Below are 14,939 nucleotides of genomic sequence, written 5' to 3' on the forward strand. Positions count from 1 at the left end.
AACACCCCCAGAATGTTAATTATACCACATTATTCCTAAAGGTGTTTAAAGTAAGTTTATTTATTTAGATTGAAATTGGGGTTGAAAATATATAATCTGACCAGGGGAATAAGCCGGATTCAAATAATCTTGTGGATTTGGACTAATTAATCGAACAACTTTTGCTTGATATGCATTCATGGGTTGTACTTGCATAATTACACCATTTAATTCAATCTCTTGATTTGGTTCATTATTTTCAATCCCATCAAAAATATCATCTAAAGGAACAATGGAATACATAATCATTGAACCATGCCCCCGTTTTTCATTTTTCTATATTCTACTATCCGCTCATTTAATTGTTTTGTCGCATCAGATAAACCGCCAACCTTATCAATTAACCCATAACTAACTGCGTCTGGTCCGATAACAGTCGTCCCTATATCTCTCGTTAATTCACCAGTTTTAAACATTAATTCTTTGAATTTTTCCTCAGTAATATTAGAGTGCTCCATAACAAATCTAACGACTCTTTCTTGCATTTTATCTAAGTACTCAAACGTTTGAGGAACTCCAATGACTAACCCATTTAAGCGTATTGGATGTATCGTCATCGTTGCTGTCTCTGCAATTATGGAATAATCTGAAGATACAGCAATTGGAACACCAATACTGTGTCCTCCGCCTAATACAATTGTCACAGTGGGTTTTGACATTGTTGATATCATTTCTGCGATTGCTAAACCAGCCTCCACATCACCTCCAACAGTATTTAAAATGATTAATATTCCTTCGACTTTTGAATTTTGTTCAGCAGCTACTAATTGAGGAATGATATGTTCATATTTTGTTGTCTTATTTTGAGGTGGTAAAACCATGTGACCTTCAACCTGCCCGATAATGGTCATACAAAATATGTTTGATTCTTCTTGAAGTGTAGAATTCTGCCCCAATTGTTGAATGTTTTCCACAGTTGGATTTTTAATTTGTTCAGCTGTTTGAGGTGGAATTTCATTTGTTTTTTGATTTCTAGTAGTGTACATGATTTCATTCCTTCCATCGTTAAATGAATCCTTCATAGTATGAGTTAGGTGTAGAAATTTATACTTTTCAACTGAAATTGACCCACAAAATGAAGAGCAATGATGTTCGACCTTAATAAAACTACCTCGTCCATGGTTAATAGCGAAAAACTGACTGAAGAAGTGTAATCCTTTCCACTACACTAAAAAAAGGACTCTTTTAGGTTATCCTAAAAGAGTCCTTTCGTTTTATTATTTATACTTCCATAATGATTGGTAAAATCATCGGTCTTCTTTTGGTTTGTTCATATAAAAATCGTCCTAGAGCTTCTTTAACATGTGTTTTAAGTGAAGCCCATTCATTTACATTATCATTCATTAATTTATTTAAAGTTGCTGATACAATCTTATTTGCCTCATCAAGTAAACCTTCTGATTCACGAACGTATACGAAACCTCTTGAAATGATATCTGGTCCAGATAAAATCTTGCCTTCTTGTTTACTTAAAGTGACCACTATAACAAGAATACCATCTTGAGATAACAGCTTTCGATCTCTAAGCACAATGTTTCCAACATCCCCTACACCTAAACCGTCTATAAGTACATTTCCAGCTGGTACTTTTGAAGCTTTACGAGCGGAACCGTTTTGTATCTCTACTATATCTCCATTATCAACAATAAAAATATTCTCTGCTTCGATTCCAACGGATTCAGCTAATTTACCATGCTGTCTAAGCATACGGTATTCTCCATGTATTGGTATAAAGTACTTAGGTCTCATCAAATTAAGCATCAACTTAAGTTCTTCTTGGCTTCCATGTCCAGAGACATGCACACCTGAAGTGCTGCCCGGACCATATATAACATTTGCACCAAGTCTAAATAGTTCATCTACAGTTCGACCTACAAATTTTTCATTTCCTGGAATTGGTGTGGCTGCAATAATGACTGTGTCTCCAGGTAATATATCTATTTTACGATGAGTTGATCTTGCCATACGAGTCAATGCAGACATAGGTTCACCCTGACTACCGGTTGATAAAATGACTACTCGATCAGCAGCTAGTTTATTAACTTCATCCGGTTCAATCAACATTCCTTCAGGAACTCTCAAATATCCTAGTTCTGATGCAATACCAACCACATTAACCATACTTCGACCAATCACTGTTAAATAACGGTTTGTGTTTACCGCAGCATCAATGACTTGTTGAATTCGATGAATGTTGGAAGCAAATGTTGCAACAACGATTCTTTGCTTCGCTTCACGAAAGGCTCTTTCTAATTCAGCACCTACATTTTTTTCTGATCCTGTATATCCAGGACGTTCAGCATTTGTACTGTCAGACAATAAAGCTAATACACCTTTATTTCCAATATCAGCCATACGATGTAAATCAGCATATTGATCATTTACTGGGGTATGATCAAATTTAAAGTCACCAGTATGAACGATGACACCTTCAGGAGTATCTAAACAAACACCAACAGAGTCTGGAATACTATGGTTTGTTTTAAAGAACGTTGCTGTCATACTCCCTAATGTGATCTCAGAATCAGCATGAATTAAAACCCTTTTTGTTGAACCTAATAAATTAGCTTCACGCAATTTATTTTCAACTAATCCTAGAGTTAATTTAGTCCCATAAATTGGAACGTTTAACTCCCTCAAAACATATGGCAGTCCACCGATATGATCTTCATGTCCATGTGTAAGAATAATACCTCTAACTAAATCAATATTTTCCTTTAGGTAAGTCGTATCAGGAATTACAATATCTATGCCGAGCATATCTTCCTCAGGGAATTTCAAACCAGAATCAACTACTACAATATCATTTCCATATTGAACTACATACATATTCTTACCAATTTCACCCGCGCCGCCAAGAGCAAAAATGGTTATTTTATTATTTTTTTTAGACAAAAAATGTCCCTCCTATTATTTTAAATTAACGACGATTTTAATAAAACAAAAACCAAAAAATAACCGCACCCAGTCACTTATTATAATTATACAACATTGAAAGCATGTTATTCAAGTCAACTCATTATGTATAGTGTTACCCAAAACAAAAAAAAATCTCCAACAGACACATCTCAAGCACATTGGAGACGTTTTTATTGTTTCATTTTTTTACTCTAGATTTTATCAATTAAATCTCTAATGTGTAATTTACCTTCATCCGTAGCTTCCGTCATAGGCAAACGCACTCCTCCTACTTTCATATCTAACAAGCCTAGAGCATATTTTACTAAGGATGGACTAGGACATAAAAATAGACCCGTAAAAATCGGATGACATCGTTGATGCAACTCAATTGCTTTTTCTGTTTCTCCGTTTGCATATGCAGTCAACATTGCTTTGATTTCTTTACCAATAATATGACCAGCCACACTAACTACACCATGTGCACCAATAGAAAGCATAGGTAAAGTCAAACTGTCATCCCCACTGTATACCTTAAAATCATGATCAGTGTTGAAAATAATTTGAGAAATTAAATCAAAATCATTATGAGCTTCTTTAGTAGCAACAATATTGGGTACTTGAGCTAATTGAATTATCGTTTGTGCCTCTATGGATACTCCAGATCTTTTTGGTATATTGTACAACATAATAGGTAAGCTTGTAGATTGTGCGATAGTTTTAAAATGCTCATATAATCCTTGTTGATTTGGACGACTATAATAAGGGGCTACTACAAGTACTCCGTCAACACCTATTTTTTCCGCTTCCAAGGTCATCTCTATGGCGTGTTTTGTATTATTACTACCTGTCCCCGCAATGATTTTACAACGACCATTTGCAAATTGAATTGTCTTTTGAAATAACTCAATCATTTCTTCATCTGATAAAGTAGGGGACTCTCCTGTTGTACCACAAACGACTAAACAATCATTCTTCTGCTCTTCAATTAAAAAATCAACGAGTCTTTCTGTTTGTTCCCAATCAATTTTCTGATTATGATCAAAAGGAGTCACCATTGCAGTCATCATTCTTCCAAAATCCACATTCATTCCTCCTTTTTTAAAATATTTTGTATAAATATTATAAGATTATTATAATTACATAAACACATAAAAGCTACTTTTTAGTAGATTTCACTTTTTAAAATATAGTTATTAAAAAAACATTTATTTGTGTAAATTAAATTTTTTATGGAGTGCCTTCAAAGCCATTTTCACATGATTAGCATGGATTAATACCCAAATTGTAGTATTAGAATCTGCAGATTGTAATATTTGAATATCTGCTTCCGTTAGTGCTTCAACAATTTTTGCCATAATACCCGGAACCCCATTTATTCCTCCGCCTATGACCGATACCTTTGCACAATTTGATTGATAGAATGGATCATATCCTAAATCATGCAATGTGGAAATTGCTTTTTTGATTTCATGATCATGAACGGTATACATGACACCCGAAGGTGTAACATTAATTAGATCCACACTAATTTGTTGCTTTGCCATAGCTTTAAATACTTTTAATTGAAGATCATATTGTCCCTGACTTGCAGTAATATGGATCTGTGAAACATTGGGTACATGAGTGATTCCTGTTACAAAACGATCATGAACAACACTTTGCTCCTGTAATGTTTCATTATTTGTTACTAAAGTACCTTCATCTTTGGAAAATGTAGACCTTACTCTTATTGGAATATTAGAATGCATAGCAATTTCCACAGCCCTAGGATGAACAACTTTAGCTCCATACTGAGCCATATTACAAATTTCAATATAAGATACTTTTTTTAAAGGTTTAGCATCTTCTACAATTCTTGGATCAGCTGTCAGTATCCCATCCACATCTGTAAAAATATCAACCATCTTTGCATTTATAGCTGATGCAATTGCTGTTGCTGACGTGTCACTGCCACCACGCCCTAATGTAGTAAGATCACCTGATTCATTATATCCTTGATAACCAGTAATGATCACAACTTTATTTTGATCTAACAACTGCAATATACGTTTTGGTTGTATAGATTTTATCAGCGCTTTATTATGTTGATGATTGGTTAAAACACCTGCTTGCGCACCAGTTAATACTTCAGACGAAATAGAATCCTGATTTAATAAACTGCATAAAACGGAAGCTGAAATGATTTCACCACACCCCAACAATAAATCGGTTTCTTTCGGAGGAAGCTGATTTCCGTTCTTTTTAATTAAATCGAGTAATGTATCTGTTGCATACGGTTCTCCTTTTCTGCCCATTGCAGATACAATAACAACCAGTTTGTAATTTTGTTCGTACGCACTTTTAATATGGTCAATCACATGAGATCTAGCAAATTCATTAGACAAAGAAGTACCACCAAACTTTTGAACTAAAATACTCACTCTCTTTCATTCCTCCTTGGTTGTATCTAAGGAACCTTAACAATGAGTAGTATATTTATATTAGATTCTTTTTTGGTGTAATTAGTTTATGATTGCTTTGCAATATATTCAGCAATTTGTACTGCATTCCAAGCTGCACCCTTTAACAAGTTATCAGATACAATCCACATATTTAAACCACGTGGGTTCGCCAAATCCTTGCGAATACGTCCAACAAAAACATCTAACTTACCAGCACATTCTGTTGCCAGTGGATATTTCTGTTCTTCAGGAAGATCCTCGACAATGATACCGGGTGCTTCTGAAAGTAATGTTCTTACTTCCTCAACATCAAAATCTTCATGCAATTCTACATAGACAGACTCAGAATGACCAAAAATAACGGGGATTCTCACACATGTTACTGTGATTTCTAATGATTCATCACCCATAATTTTTTTAGTTTCGTTCACCATTTTCATTTCTTCAAACGTAAATCCATTATCTACAAATTTATCAATTTGAGGAATCGCATTAAACGCAATTTGGTGTTTTACTGGTAAACCTCCAACAGGTAAAATGTCAGGTGTCACATTTTTTCCTTCAATAAAATCTCTAGATTGTTTAATCGTTTCATCAATAGCACTTTTTCCTGATCCTGATACTGCTTGATATGTGGATGTAATAATTCTCGAAAACCCATAACGGTCATATAACGGCTTTAAAGCTGCTACCATTTGAATTGTAGAACAATTCGGGTTTGCAATGATACCTTTATGCTCATTGAGTTGATCTATATTTACCTCTGGAACAATTAAGGGAGTATCTGGATCCATACGAAATGCACTTGTATTATCTATACAAATGGCTCCACTTTCAACCGCATGTGGAACAAGCTCCATACTTACACTTCCCCCAGCGCTAAACAATGCAATATCAATATTTTCAAAGCTATTGGGAGTGGCTTCTTCTAATGTGATTTCTTTATTTTTAAACTCTATCTTTTTTCCAGCTGATCTAGCAGATGAAAGTAACTTCAGTTCATTAATAGGGAAATCTCTTTCTTCCAATAGTTTAATGATCTGTCCACCAACGGCTCCAGTAGATCCAACTACAGCTACATTAAATAATTTTTGATTTGTCATGAATATGTTCTCCTCTCAATTGCAATGTATATTTTATCATCCATTTTAAATAGGACATAAACCAAAGTTGTCACTTCATTTATTAGTTAATAGGATACTCAATGATCATTGGTTGAATTTGATTCCCTTCGATAGCAGATGCACAAGTTTCAACTACGAGACCCATGTTCGCTACTAAGGAATTAGGTTTTTGTTCTGGGTTATCCTGTCCGTATGGTACAAAAAAAATATTTTTAGTATTATATAATTTAGCAATATTACTTGCATTCAATCCTAGCCCATCATTTGTTGAGATAGCTAACACTAAAGGCCTTAGATTCCGGAGTTGAGCTTTTGCAGCCATAATTACAGGGGAATCTGTCATAGCATTGGCTAATTTACTTGTTGTATTGCCCGTACAAGGAGCGATGACCAACACATCCAATAATTTAGATGGACCAAGTGGCTCTGCTTCAACAATTGTAGAAATGATATCATTTCCGGTGATTTCTTTCAACTTTTTTAACCAATCTTTTGCATTGCCAAAACGTGTATCCGTTGTTTTCAGAGTAGATGAGACGATAGGTATCACTGTTGCTCCTTCATCTACAAATTTTTGTATTTCAGGCAACACTTCTTCCACCGTACAATGTGATCCAGATAAAGCAAATCCTACTGTTTTACTTTTCCAGTCCATATTAATCATTCCCCCATTCACTAGAATCTTCCGATATCAACTGAATTAAACTTTTGGCTATGATCTGTCCAGCTGTTTTCGGTGCTACAATTCCAGGTAGTCCTGGGGCAATCATTGCTTTTATACCTCTTTTTTCTGCAAAACGAAAATCCGTTCCACCAGGTTTTGAGGCAAGATCTATAATAACTGCTCTATGAGGTATATGAGCGATGACCTCGGCTGTGACTATCATAGTTGGAATTGTATTAAAAAGCAAGTCAATATCAGTCACTTCAGTACTTAAATTCTTCAATAAAAATGGATTCAACTGCATTTCATATGCTCTTGCAAAATGTTCATGTTTACGCACTCCTATTTTTACTTGAGCACCGATACCCTTTAAAGTCCTTGCTAATGTAATGCCGGTTCTGCCAAGTCCTAAAACAATACATCTAGAACCATGAATCGTGATATCTGTATTTTCAATAGCCATCATGATTGCACCTTCAGCTGTAGGTATAGAATTATAAATAGCCACATCATCACGTTCAAAGAGCTCAATGAGATCAACTGTGTTTTCTTGACATAAGTTTCTAAAGTATGGTTTAGAATATCCAGTGTATATTTTTGCATGTTTAGGAAGGCTCTTTAAATGACTCTCAGTAAGCAGCAATTCTTTTGATGAAAAGATTGAATCTATCTTACCAGTATTATTAGTCACAACTGCGTGAAGAATAAGGACATCAATGGTTTTAAGTACATCTTCCTTTAATTCAGCATATTTTACCCCACTATATTTGGGTTCTAAATTATCAAATCCAATTAAAGTAATGGATGCATCCATTTCGGAAAACTTCTCAATCACCTCTAACTGTCTTGCATCCCCGCCTAAAAATGCTACATGGATTCCTGTTAACATCAACATTAAACTCCTTTCTATACCTTCTTCAATAACTCATAATATGCTGGAGCGTACAATTAAGTTACAAACTAAAAAGAGTCTCATATAGATCTAAGAAAAGGATTGAAAATAAAGAAAACTCGCCAATTGGCGAGCCTTAAAGGCGAAGACAGAGGGGTAGTTGCACTTTATTCATTAATTCCTGTATGACCGAAACCGCCAGCCCCGCGTTCCGTAACCGTAAGTTCATTTACTTGAATGAGCTGAACATCAGGAATGACTTGGAAAACCAATTGAGCTATTCGATCCATAGGTTGAATGATGAATTCTTCTTTACTGTGATTTATGAGTAAAACTTTTATTTCACCCCTATAATCTGCATCAATAGTCCCCGGAGAATTTAAAACTGTGATCCCATATTTAAATGCTAATCCACTTCTAGGCCGTACCTGTGCTTCTAAGTTATTCGACATGCTAATGGCAATACCTGAAGGCACTAATATCCTTTCTCCTGGTTGTATTGTTAATGGAGATTCAATTGCTGCAATTAAATCATAACCACTAGCTAAAGTTGTCATTTTTTTAGGTAAATCAAATTCAATTTCTGTAGATACTTTTTTTATTTGTACATTAAATGACAAGGCGATCCCTCCTAAATTGTTTAAACACATCTTCCTTTTGACCAACCATTGCCATTGCGAATGGTGTACTAAACATTTTACTGAGTAAATTTTTAACATCATTAGTCGTTACAGAATCTATTTTATTAATAATTTCATCTAAAGATAGATGTTTTCCCATCATTAATTCATTTTTTCCAAGTCTATTCATTCTACTACTTGTACTCTCTAAGCTTAAAATTAAGCTACCCTTTAATTGCTCTTTACTTTTTTTAAGTTGTTCAACTGTCATACCTTTAAGAAGAATGGTCTCCAACGTTTCCATTGTAACATCTAACACTGATTTTGTTTGTTTTGGTGCAGTACCCATATAAATTGTAAACAACCCACTATCTTCAAATGCACTATGGTATGAATAGATTGAATATGCAAGACCTCGATTTTCTCTAATTTCCTGAAATAGTCTTGAACTCATACCTCCACCAATATAATTATTTAGTAATGTCATTGTGAATAATTGTTGATCTTTTAAAGAGCAGCCCTGTAGCGTTAAACAGATATGATTTTGTTCAGTATCTTTATAATGGTATAATTGCTCAGCTTCAAATGTAGGAGAAGTAGGACTTTGAGATTGCCCATGACCTGAAAATTCTCCAAAATATTTTTCTATCTTCTCCAAAATTAAATCATCAATATTACCAGCTACACTGATCACTGTATTATTCAAATGATAATGATTTTTCATAAATCGTTGCAAATCTTCACTATGTAAATTTTCTAAAATGTTTTCAGTCCCTAATATAGGGTAAGCAAGTGAGTGATTTTTATATGCAGCTATCGTCACTAAATCATGAACTAATTCATCTGGTGTATCATCATACATCGAAATTTCCTCATAGATTACATTTTTCTCTTTGATTAATTCATTAGGATCCATTGTAGAATTTAAAAACATACTTGAGAGTACTTCTAATGCTATATCTAAATGTTCATCTAATACTTTTGTGTAATAACATGTATATTCTTTTGAAGTAAATGCATTTACATTTCCACCAATACTATCGAATGTATCTGCAATTTCTGCGGCTGTATATTGATCTGTTCCTTTAAACAACATATGTTCAATAAAATGAGAGATCCCGTTATTCTCCATACCTTCATTTCTAGAACCTGTTTTCACCCAAATGCCAAAAGAAACAGATCTGCATGCTGGTATTTTTTCAGTTATTACACGCAATCCGTTTTTTAAGTGATGTTTTTTCACTACATTGCCTCCTACTTCCCCAATAAAATAATTCTAAATTTCGAACAAAAGGTCATTTATTCATTCTATCAAAAATTAAAATGGGTCTCAACTTCATTCATTCTTCTAGAAGATATTAAATCACTTACTGTTCCAATGACATAACCCTCCTTTTTGATCACACTTATCATTTCAGGTAATGCTTTACTAGATGATTCTGTAGGGTGCATAAGAATAAGCACTCCTGGTTCCAATCTTGAAGATATTTTTTTAATAATATAATCTGGACTAGGATTTTTCCAATCTATCGTATCAATGGTCCAATGAATAGTTTTCATATTTAGTTCATTTGCTAATAATACGGTCTCTTGATCCCAATCTCCTGAAGGTGGGGCAAACAACTTGTTATCTACATTAAAATGTTCCTTTAATAAAACTTGCGTTTTTGACATCTCATCTAAGGCTTCTTTTCTGTTTAACTCGCTCATATTTTTGTGGGAATATGCATGGTTGGATAATTCATGACCCAAATCAGCAATTTGTTTTGCAACTTCTATATTCTTGTTAATCCATTGACCATCTAAAAAAAAGGTTGAATGGACATTTTCTTTTTCTAATGTTTTTAAAATTGACGGAATGTAATCTGTTCCCCAAGAGACGTTAACCATTATCGAAACCATTTTTTTGTTGGGGTTTCCTTTAAAAATAGCATTAGGTTCTAAATCTTCGAGTTGGATTTTTGGTTCAACTTCTTTATAAACAAAAGGAATTTGATTATTATTTAATTTCATGGCTAAATAGTAGGTTTTCTCTATGTTTACCTCTCTTCCATTGTAACCGGGGATCGCCTTCCAAACACGATCAATTCTAGCGTTTATGGGTTCAATGTTATTCTTCTCAGCTGCTTCTTTAATTTTTTCTAATAACAAATCATTTGAACCTTGAGGTTGATACACTGATAACGAATTATTATTTTCTTTCACACTATTAATGTAATCATTTAAAGCACTAGATTGGTTCAAGAGCCAAAATAATATAAAAAATAAAGAAATGGTTATCCAACCTCTTTTAATGTGCATTCCAATAAACCCCTTTTTGTACATACTTTGTCCTATCTTATGATATTTAATAAAAAAAAAGTACATACAAAAAAAGAGACAGAACAATTCTGACTCTTCACTCTAATATGGTGTAAAATTAAGATTTATTGTCTGATACTAACGTTGCTTTACGAGAAAGATTGATGCGTCCTTGCTGGTCAATTTCAGTCACTTTAACAGTGATACTTTCACCCATTTTCACAACATCTTCAACCTTAGCAACTCGTTCAGTGGACAATTGAGAAATGTGAACCAATCCTTCTTTGCCCGGCAGTACTTCTACAAATGCACCAAACTTTTCGATTCTTTTGACTTTACCTAAGTATGTTTCTCCAACTTCAACTTCTTTAACGATATTTTCAATCGTTTGTCTTGCCTTGTCATTCATTTCTTCGTTTACTGATGAGATAAAGATACGACCATCTTGTTCAATATCAATTTTCACACCGGTATCTTCAATTATTTTATTTATGATTTTTCCACCCGCTCCAATAACATCACGGATTTTATCAGGATTGATATTTAAAGTTAGAATTTTAGGAGCATACTGTGATAGTTTTTGATTTGGTTCTTGAATCGTTTCAAGCATCTTCCCTAAAATAAACATTCTACCCTCTGTAGCTTGAGTTAATGCCTGTGTTAATATTTCACGATTGATGCCCTCAATTTTAATGTCCATTTGAATGGCTGTCATTCCGTTACTGGTTCCAGCTACCTTAAAGTCCATATCTCCAAGATGGTCTTCCATTCCTTGAATATCTGTTAGAATAGAGATGTGATCCTGATCTTTAATAAGACCCATCGCAATTCCAGCAACCGGGGCTTTTATTGGAACACCTGCATCCATCATAGCTAAAGTACTTGCACATATACTTGCTTGTGATGACGATCCATTAGACTCAAGAACTTCAGATACTAATCGTATTGTATAAGGGAAATCTGTTTCAGGTGGAATGACTTTTTCTAATGCTTTTTCTCCTAGTGCTCCGTGTCCAATTTCACGTCTACCTGGTGGTCTTAAAGGTCTTGCTTCCCCAACACTAAATGGTGGAAAGTTATAATGGTGCATAAATCTTTTTGATTCTTCAAGATCAATCCCATCTAAGATTTGAACATCTCCGAGTGCACCTAAAGTACATATACTCAAGGCTTGTGTTTGTCCTCTTGTAAATAAACCTGAACCGTGAGTACGAGGTAATATATTGGTGTCTGATTCAATTGGACGTATCTCATCTAAAGCTCTTCCATCAGGTCTTACTTTCTCATGTGTAATTAATCTTCTTACTTCCTCTTTCACGATAGTGTTCAGAGTTTCTTTAACATCTTTTAAAAAATCAGGTTCATTCTCATAAATGGCTGAGAAATGTTCTATTGTTTCATTTTTAACGAGATCTATAGCATCTTGTCGAGCATGTTTCTCATGAACTTGTACAGCTTCAATCAAACGTTTTGATGCAAAATCACGAGTAGCTTGATTCACTTCTTCATTTACACTATGTAGTTCTACTGCCATTTTAGGCTTACCGGCAATTTCAACATACTTTTCTTGTACAGAGACTATTTTTTTGATCTCTTCATGACCAAACATGATCGCTTCTAAAACAATATCTTCGGGAACTTCGTCTGCTTCTCCCTCTACCATCATAATGGCATCGTTTGTTCCAGCGACAACTAAATATAAATCACTTTCCTCAATTTGAGCTCTGTTTGGATTAATGATAAATTCTTCATTAATTCTGCCGATAACAACCCCTCCGATAGGTCCGTTAAAAGGAATATCAGAGATACTTAAAGCTGCTGAAGTACCTATCATGGCAGTGATCTCGGGGGAGAAATTCTGATCCACACTCATGACTAAATTCATAATTTGCACTTCATTTCTAAACCCATCTGCAAAAAGTGGTCTAATAGCTCGATCCGTCAACCTACTAGCTAAAATCGCTTTCTCACTAGGACGACCTTCTCTTTTGATAAAACCACCAGGGATTTTACCTACCGCATATAATCTTTCTTCATAATTCACTGTTAGTGGGAAAAAATCTAAGTTACTTGCTTCATTAGAGGCAGTGACTGTACATAACACAACAGTATCTCCATAACTAACTTTTACAGCCGCATTAGCTTGTTTGGCTAAAACACCTGTCTCTAATGTAAGTTTTTCACCATTAATTTCCATATCTATTGTTTTTTTCATATTGTCCCTCCTTAGTATGTATAATCGTACATCAAAATTCAATTCTTCATAAATGTTATTATTTCCTTCTTTTTTAAATAAATATCTACTTCAATAAAATCTTTTTAAAAAAACTCCTCTATTGGCATACCTCTATGGTGAAGACAGAGGGGTAATTGTCAGTTCAGGATGTACTAATGCGATGTTACCAGTTCAAAATTTATACCAGTTAAAAAAAAACAACCTTATTGTTCACAGTTAGCTCAATTAGCCAAAGGATGAACAACCGGTTGCTTTTAACTTTATTATCTACGTAATCCTAGTTTTTCAATGAGCGTACTGTAACGTTTTAGATCATTTTTCTTCAAATACGCTAATAAACTACGACGTTGACCAACCATTTTTAACAATCCACGACGGGAATGATGATCTTTTTTGTGTGTACGTAAGTGATCTGTCAGATTGTTTATGTTCTCAGTTAGGATAGCAATTTGTACTTCTGGTGATCCTGTATCCGTTTCATGAACTTTAAATTCTTGAATGATTTCTGTTTTACGTTCTGCTGTAAGTGCCATCCGTTTCACCTCCTTCTTCAATAAAATCGCCAATAGCCCAGAATTCGCCGGTGAAACGTCATTCCATGCTAAGGTTCGTATGGTGTAAAGGGAAAAATTTCTTCTTCACTCAACACCGTTGTTAGTATATCACAACTGTTTTATGAAAGCAAAGAAATATATAACCCCAAAATTATATTTTCCTATATGTGAACAAAAATCCTCCTGTTTGAACCAATCAAAGGTTGATGTTACTTTTTTGAGTGTACAGTTTTGCTTTTTTAACATCCTCTTTAATTTGCTCAACTAAGGCTTCTACAGATTGAAATCTCTTTTCATCTCTTAAATAAGATAAAAATTCAACCTTTATTTCTTCATCATAAATATCCTCAGAGAAGTCGAATATATGTGCTTCTAAGGTCGGTGTAATATTTTCTTCATAAAATGTTGGTTTAACTCCGATATTTAGAACTCCTGAGTACACTTTATCATTCAATGAAATTTTTACGACGTAAACACCTTTTTTAGGAAGTACGAAAGGTTCAGATATTTCTATGTTAGCGGTAGGAAAACCGATTGTTCTGCCTCTACCATCCCCATGTACAACTGTACCGGTTATAAAATAGTCACGCCCTGTAAATTGTCTTATTCTATCAACATTCCCCAAATGTAATTGTTCCCTGATCAGGGTACTGCTTACTTTTTCTCCATTTAAGTTATATGGTTCAACGATGTTTACACTCATTCTACGGTCACAGATTTGTTTTAAAGTTTCAACTGTCCCACTTCCTCGGTAGCCAAATGTAAAATCAAATCCAACAACGATAGTATGTAATTTAAGTGGGAATAAAAACTTATTCACAAAATCATCTGTGCTCACTTTTGAAAATTCTTTATCAAAGTGAACAATATAAACATAGTCTAAATCCAAGCTTTCAAGAAGTTCCATCTTTTTTTGAAGTGGAACAAGATATCTTGAATATTTAGATTGACCTAATACTTCTCTGGGATGGGGATTAAAAGTCATGATAGACAATGGTATTTGATTTCTTTTCGCAATATTTCTTGCATTTTGAATCACATACTGATGTCCTAAATGAATACCATCAAAATCACCGATCGCTAAAACCTGCTGTGAATCAGGCAGGTTTGGGATTGGAAACTGTAAAGGATAAGATAAATGGATAATTTTCATCATTTTTCACCTAC

General features: G+C 34.3%; 14 protein-coding genes. All 14 read right to left on the reverse strand.

Annotated elements, in window-relative coordinates; genetic code table 11:
• Window positions 1-60: 60 nt before the first annotated feature.
• The 14 genes from EPK97_RS00950 to EPK97_RS01015 all read right to left on the reverse strand — a co-directional run bounded on the left by EPK97_RS00950 (window position 61) and on the right by EPK97_RS01015 (window position 14,928).
• Window positions 61-288: a YlzJ-like family protein gene (locus tag EPK97_RS00950; RefSeq protein WP_162034720.1), complete on the reverse strand. Its 228-nt coding sequence runs from the start codon at window positions 286-288 to the stop codon at window positions 61-63.
• Window positions 285-1,025 carry a ClpP family protease gene (locus EPK97_RS00955; protein WP_162034721.1) on the reverse strand — a complete coding sequence of 247 codons (741 nt, stop codon included), beginning with the start codon at window positions 1,023-1,025 and terminating at the stop codon, window positions 285-287. Before EPK97_RS00955 ends, EPK97_RS00950 begins: the two co-directional genes overlap by 4 nt.
• 235 nt (window positions 1,026-1,260) lie before the next feature.
• Window positions 1,261-2,934 (reverse strand): ribonuclease J, encoded by a 1,674-nt coding sequence (locus tag EPK97_RS00960; protein WP_162034722.1) that lies wholly within the window; start codon window positions 2,932-2,934, stop codon window positions 1,261-1,263.
• A gap of 215 nt (window positions 2,935-3,149) precedes the next feature.
• The gene (gene dapA / locus EPK97_RS00965) at window positions 3,150-4,028 is read right to left on the reverse strand and encodes a 4-hydroxy-tetrahydrodipicolinate synthase (protein ID WP_170295421.1); all 879 of its coding nucleotides are present in this window, start codon (window positions 4,026-4,028) and stop codon (window positions 3,150-3,152) included.
• A 117-nt stretch (window positions 4,029-4,145) separates the two neighbouring features.
• Complete coding sequence (dapG, locus tag EPK97_RS00970) at window positions 4,146-5,360, reverse strand: aspartate kinase (RefSeq protein WP_162034724.1); 1,215 nt, start codon at window positions 5,358-5,360, stop codon at window positions 4,146-4,148.
• A gap of 86 nt (window positions 5,361-5,446) precedes the next feature.
• A complete protein-coding gene (locus tag EPK97_RS00975) occupies window positions 5,447-6,484 on the reverse strand; it encodes an aspartate-semialdehyde dehydrogenase (protein WP_162034725.1) in 1,038 nt (345 codons plus the stop codon).
• Between the two features lie 82 nt (window positions 6,485-6,566).
• Window positions 6,567-7,160, reverse strand: a complete 594-nt coding sequence (locus tag EPK97_RS00980) for a dipicolinate synthase subunit B (RefSeq protein ID WP_162034726.1) — start codon at window positions 7,158-7,160, stop codon at window positions 6,567-6,569.
• Window position 7,161: 1 nt separating this feature from the next.
• A complete protein-coding gene (gene dpsA / locus EPK97_RS00985) occupies window positions 7,162-8,058 on the reverse strand; it encodes a dipicolinate synthase subunit DpsA (protein ID WP_162034727.1) in 897 nt (298 codons plus the stop codon).
• A gap of 170 nt (window positions 8,059-8,228) precedes the next feature.
• A complete protein-coding gene (gene dut, locus EPK97_RS00990) occupies window positions 8,229-8,681 on the reverse strand; it encodes a dUTP diphosphatase (protein ID WP_240903655.1) in 453 nt (150 codons plus the stop codon).
• Window positions 8,671-9,924 (reverse strand): insulinase family protein, encoded by a 1,254-nt coding sequence (locus tag EPK97_RS00995; RefSeq protein WP_162034729.1) that lies wholly within the window; start codon window positions 9,922-9,924, stop codon window positions 8,671-8,673. Before EPK97_RS00995 ends, dut begins: the two co-directional genes overlap by 11 nt.
• A gap of 68 nt (window positions 9,925-9,992) precedes the next feature.
• Window positions 9,993-10,982, reverse strand: a complete 990-nt coding sequence (locus tag EPK97_RS01000; RefSeq protein ID WP_162034730.1) for a polysaccharide deacetylase family protein — start codon at window positions 10,980-10,982, stop codon at window positions 9,993-9,995.
• A gap of 118 nt (window positions 10,983-11,100) precedes the next feature.
• A complete protein-coding gene (gene pnp, locus EPK97_RS01005) occupies window positions 11,101-13,197 on the reverse strand; it encodes a polyribonucleotide nucleotidyltransferase (RefSeq protein ID WP_162034731.1) in 2,097 nt (698 codons plus the stop codon).
• A 284-nt stretch (window positions 13,198-13,481) separates the two neighbouring features.
• A complete protein-coding gene (rpsO, locus tag EPK97_RS01010) occupies window positions 13,482-13,751 on the reverse strand; it encodes a 30S ribosomal protein S15 (RefSeq protein WP_162034732.1) in 270 nt (89 codons plus the stop codon).
• Between the two features lie 217 nt (window positions 13,752-13,968).
• On the reverse strand, window positions 13,969-14,928 hold the full coding sequence (locus tag EPK97_RS01015; protein ID WP_240903656.1) for a bifunctional riboflavin kinase/FAD synthetase: 960 nt from the start codon (window positions 14,926-14,928) through the stop codon (window positions 13,969-13,971).
• Between the last annotated feature and the right edge of the window lie 11 nt (window positions 14,929-14,939).

The organism is Chengkuizengella sediminis, assembly GCF_010078385.1.
GTDB lineage: Bacteria > Bacillota > Bacilli > Paenibacillales > KCTC-33759 > Chengkuizengella > Chengkuizengella sediminis.